Annotated in this window: 3 protein-coding genes and 2 pseudogenes; 2 read left to right on the top strand and 3 right to left on the bottom strand. The window is 37.3% G+C overall.

The window, feature by feature from the left end; translation table 11 throughout:
- Both HT736_RS10775 and cbpF read left to right on the top strand, forming a co-directional pair.
- Positions 1 to 400 (top strand): annotated as a pseudogene (locus HT736_RS10775) (choline-binding protein G); the annotation flags it as partial.
- 17 nt (positions 401 to 417) lie between these two features.
- Entirely contained in the window at positions 418 to 1,440 is a 1,023-nt protein-coding gene (cbpF, locus tag HT736_RS10770) for a choline-binding protein CbpF (RefSeq protein ID WP_023941576.1), read from the top strand.
- Between the two features lie 117 nt (positions 1,441 to 1,557).
- On the opposite strand, the gene HT736_RS10765 is transcribed toward cbpF, so the two are convergent.
- From HT736_RS10765 to HT736_RS10760, 3 genes and pseudogenes are all read right to left on the bottom strand, one after another.
- On the bottom strand, positions 1,558 to 2,790 hold the full coding sequence (locus HT736_RS10765; protein ID WP_000765697.1) for an MFS transporter: 1,233 nt from the start codon (positions 2,788 to 2,790) through the stop codon (positions 1,558 to 1,560).
- 517 nt (positions 2,791 to 3,307) lie between these two features.
- Positions 3,308 to 3,645 (bottom strand): annotated as a pseudogene (locus HT736_RS11865) (lantibiotic-modifying protein).
- A gap of 494 nt (positions 3,646 to 4,139) precedes the next feature.
- Positions 4,140 to 4,298 (bottom strand): integrase core domain-containing protein (locus HT736_RS10760; protein ID WP_150852579.1); only part of this gene is annotated, 159 nt, incomplete at its 5' end.

The following is a 4,298-nucleotide window of genomic DNA, read 5'->3' as shown; positions in this document are numbered from 1 at the left end:
TTTCATCTACTCTGTTATTAAAGGGCATTCTATTGATGGATGGAAGTTGATTAGTGATACTTGGTATTATTATAAGAATAGTAATAAACAAACAGGTTGGCAAAGTATAAATGGCAAATGGTATTATCTTGAAACCTCTGGTTCAATGTCCACAGGTTGGAAATATGTACGAGGAAGATGGTATTATTTAGATAAGACCAATGGTGATATGAAGACTGGTTGGTATAAAGATGGTTCAACATGGTACTATCTAGATCCTACTAATGGAGACATGAAAACAGGTTGGATAAAAGTAGGAGGAAACTGGTATTATCTCAATTCCTCTGGAGCAATGGTTACAGGTAGCCAAACTATCGATGGTAAAATTTATAATTTCGCCTCATCTGGTGAGTGGATTTAATATTGGAGGGTATATACATGAAACTTTTGAAAAAAATGATGCAAGTTGGATTAGCAGCAATATTCTTTGGTTTTCTAGCTACAAATGTAGTATTTGCAGATGATTCTGAAGGATGGCATTTTGTCCAAGAAAACGGAAGAACCTACTACAAGAAGGGGGACCTCAAAGAAACGGACTGGCGAGTGATTGATGGTAAGTACTATTATTTTGATTCTTTATCTGGAGAGATGGTTGTCGGCTGGCAATATATACCTGCTCCATACGAAGGGGTTACGATTGGTTCTTCTCTAAGGAAAGATATTGCTTTTAGACCAGATTGGTTTTACTTTGGTCAAGATGGGGTACTACAAGAATTTGTTGGCAAGCAAGTGTTAGAAGCAAAAACTGCTACAAATACCAACAAACATCATGGGGAACAATATGATAGCCCAGCAGAGAAACGAGTCTATTATTTTGAAGATCAGCGTAGTTATCACACCTTAAAAACTGGTTGGGTTTATGATAATGGGGACTGGTATTATTTGCAGAAGGATGGTGGCTTTGATTCTCGCATCAACAGATTGCCTGTTGGGGAGATAGCACGTGGTTGGATCAAGGATTATCCTCTAACCTATGATGAAGAGAAGCTTAAAGCGGCTCCATGGTACTACCTAGATCCAGCAACTGGCATCATGCAAATAGGATGGCAATATCTAGGTAATAACTGGTACTACCTCCGTTCATCAGGAGCAATGGCCACTGGCTGGTATCAGGAAGGCTTAACTTGGTATTATTTAGACCAGTCAAACGGCGATATGAAAACGGGCTGGCAATACCTTGGTAACAAGTGGTACTACCTCCGTTCATCAGGAGCAATGGCCACTGGCTGGTATAAGGATGGTTCAACTTGGTACTACCTAAATGCAAGTAATGGAGATATGAAGACAGGTTGGTTCCAGGTCAATGGCAAATGGTATTATGCTTATAGCTCAGGTGCTTTGGCAGTGAATACGACCGTAGACGGCTATTCTGTCAATTATAATGGCGAATGGGTTCGGTAATGACAGGGAGCTTATAATTATATTAGAACACTCGCTTAATCAAAGAAGTGACTTTGTTGTACTTGACCTGACGATTGGGGAGATTAAAAGCATGTGAAATCTACACATGCTTTTTCGTTAGTTATGAGTGTTGAACTTGACTAACCATTGACAAAAGATAAGAGCAATCAAAATAAGATACAAAAATATCAATGCTAACTGCACCGAAACGCTCGATGCTATGGATAGGGCTAATAGGGAGAGCAGGGACGGGGCGAGAATGTCCACTGTGCTCAGAGCAGAGCCCACCGTCCCCATCTTGTCACTGGGGATATAGGCAAAGACAGCTGCTTGTAGGCGAGGGCTGAGAATGCCGATAATCGTAGAACTGATGAAACTGGTCATGAAAATTACGATATAAGCTTGACAAAGGATACTAGTTATTAGAGCCAATAGGGAAATCTCACAGAAAACCAAGAGGTGCGTGAAACGGATATTTTTAAATAGATTACTGCTGGTCATATTGCCAAGGATAGCTCCACAAGAAATGATGATGGAGAGCAGGGCGAGGAGTTGCCCAATGCTCAGTTGTGCTAGTGTCTGTTGGATGAAGCGGAGGGCAATCAACCGAGGAGACACATCCAAGATGGCAATCATACTGGTCGTCAGAAACAGTAGTATGACGGTATCTTTTAACCTCAGGAGCACAGCCAGCGACTGTTTAAGATGTTGAAAATATTTCTTAAAACTCAGTGCTGTATGTGACATTTCAATCCTTTTTTCAACCTCATACAAGGTATGTCGAATAACATACAGGCCCCAAAAGGCAATGACAAAAGTCAGAGTGTTGATAAGGGAAATAGTTTGAATACTCATAACATTGATAAGGAATGCACCAGCTAGATTGGCGACAATGCGGACAACCCTCATCAGAGACTGCCTGAACCCCATGGCATCATGCAGGTCGTCCTTAATTATACTGATGTAGAGGGCGTTCATCATGTAGGCAGACAGGTAGCTCAAGGTGTCAGAGATAAGGTTGATGATGACAATCATAATGACTGAAACTAATGAAAAGGGCGACAAGACGAGAAATACTGTCAAAATAGCGTAGAGCAGGATTTTGATTTTGGCAATCCAGAGTGCGTGTTTGACTCTATTTTCTTGAAAATCTCCTAGAATTCCGAGAAAGAGTTGCGATAGTAGGGGAACCACCTCTGAAATGGAAATCAGTAAAATCGCTAGCGGAGCGAAATTGTACTGAGCCACATAATTGATAATGGCGAGGTAGAAAATACTGTCGCCGAATGATGAAAAACAGCTGTTTAGCAGCAACTGTCTATATATGTTGTTTGTCCAAAATAATTTCATACTTTTCTCCTTATTTCTGCACATCGAATGGGAATTTATTATTTAATAGACACCAATATACCCCCATGCTTCAAACAAATCTGCTTTACTCCTATCTCCTTGAAACATCAGTAAATCGTGATCATCTCGTTCAGAACATGCTAAAATTACCTGTTGGATTTTTTTCATCAGTAATTTGTTTTGATTGTAGACAGTGGTTTGTAGTAAGCTAGTTATTCCGTGGCAATATCCTGTCATCATTTTTAGATGATGGTTAAAAACAAATTATTGATATTTACTAATAATATCTTTGTTTCCGTCACAATCGTACATACAAAGATATAAGATTATTCCGGAAATTCCTTTGCACCAAGAAAGTTGTAAATTTCCTAAATTTTTAGTATTAGAAGTAATTTTTTCTAATAATTTTTTTAATTCAGTATGGAATGTATGGAGATCATTATAGAACATAGAAGGTTCTAAGACTTTAGAATAGGCAAATAAAGCCTATGCAATTCCACAATATCCATGAGCAAAGCTATAGTCTAAAATGCTTTCTTTGGCTGTATCTCTTTGTAGGAAATAATGCTAAATTTCCCCTATACTATTGTGGATGAAAATTTTAAGAGTATTGTCATTGGTAAATTGATAGTATTTTATTAATGACAATAGGACACCAGATTTTCTCAATGCAAAGTCTATTTCCTCTAGAGTATCATAATTCTCTATTAATTTCTTAGCGGTGACGTTTGCTAATTGTAGATAGTATTGATTTTTACTGATAGAAAATAAATGTAGGAGTAACCATAGATAGCCTGAATCACCAAATAGCAGCGAGTATTGATATTCATATGTGTGTGTCGTTCTAATTGTCACTGCTTTCTTGATGATAGAGAGTATTTTAGAATCCAGTTCTGGGGGGCAATTTATTTAGAGGAAACAGTAGTCCAGCTATTCCGTGTTGGAATGATAAATTACTTACGAAATTTCCAAATTCTGTTGAAGAAGTGATCCTTCCTTCAGAATTTACAGTTTTATCTAGTAAAAATCGTAGAACACTATTACATTCCGTTTTGTAATCATATTTATGTTCCTCTATTTTTTTAATTTTGACTAAATTATTTGTTTGACTTAAATTTAGTAGGTATTGTAACCAAAATAGTTGCTCATCTGTGAGCTGACCTTGAGTATGTGATAGTTCTAGTAATTGAATAGGATCCTTTAGTTAGATTCGATCAATCCATAACATAACAACATTTTTAGGACAACTTGTCAAATATTAGTATATATTTTTACATCTTGAATTGTCAAATTAAGTGCATAACTTTCCCGTAGCATATGTACTGACCCCCAAAAGTTAGACAATTAATTTATCCAAAGGATTTAGTTCTGTACTGCACAGGACTAAGTCCTTTTAGTTTTACCTTAATTCGTTTATTGTTGTAGTAATCAATATAGTCTACAATAGCTTGTTCCAATTGCTTAAGCGACTGAAACGACTTCTCATAACCGTAAAACATTTCCGATTT

Source organism: Streptococcus sp. 339 (genome assembly GCF_013277285.1).
In the GTDB taxonomy this organism is placed as follows: Bacteria; Bacillota; Bacilli; order Lactobacillales; family Streptococcaceae; genus Streptococcus; species Streptococcus pseudopneumoniae.
This window is presented reverse-complemented; position numbering and strand designations above follow the sequence as displayed.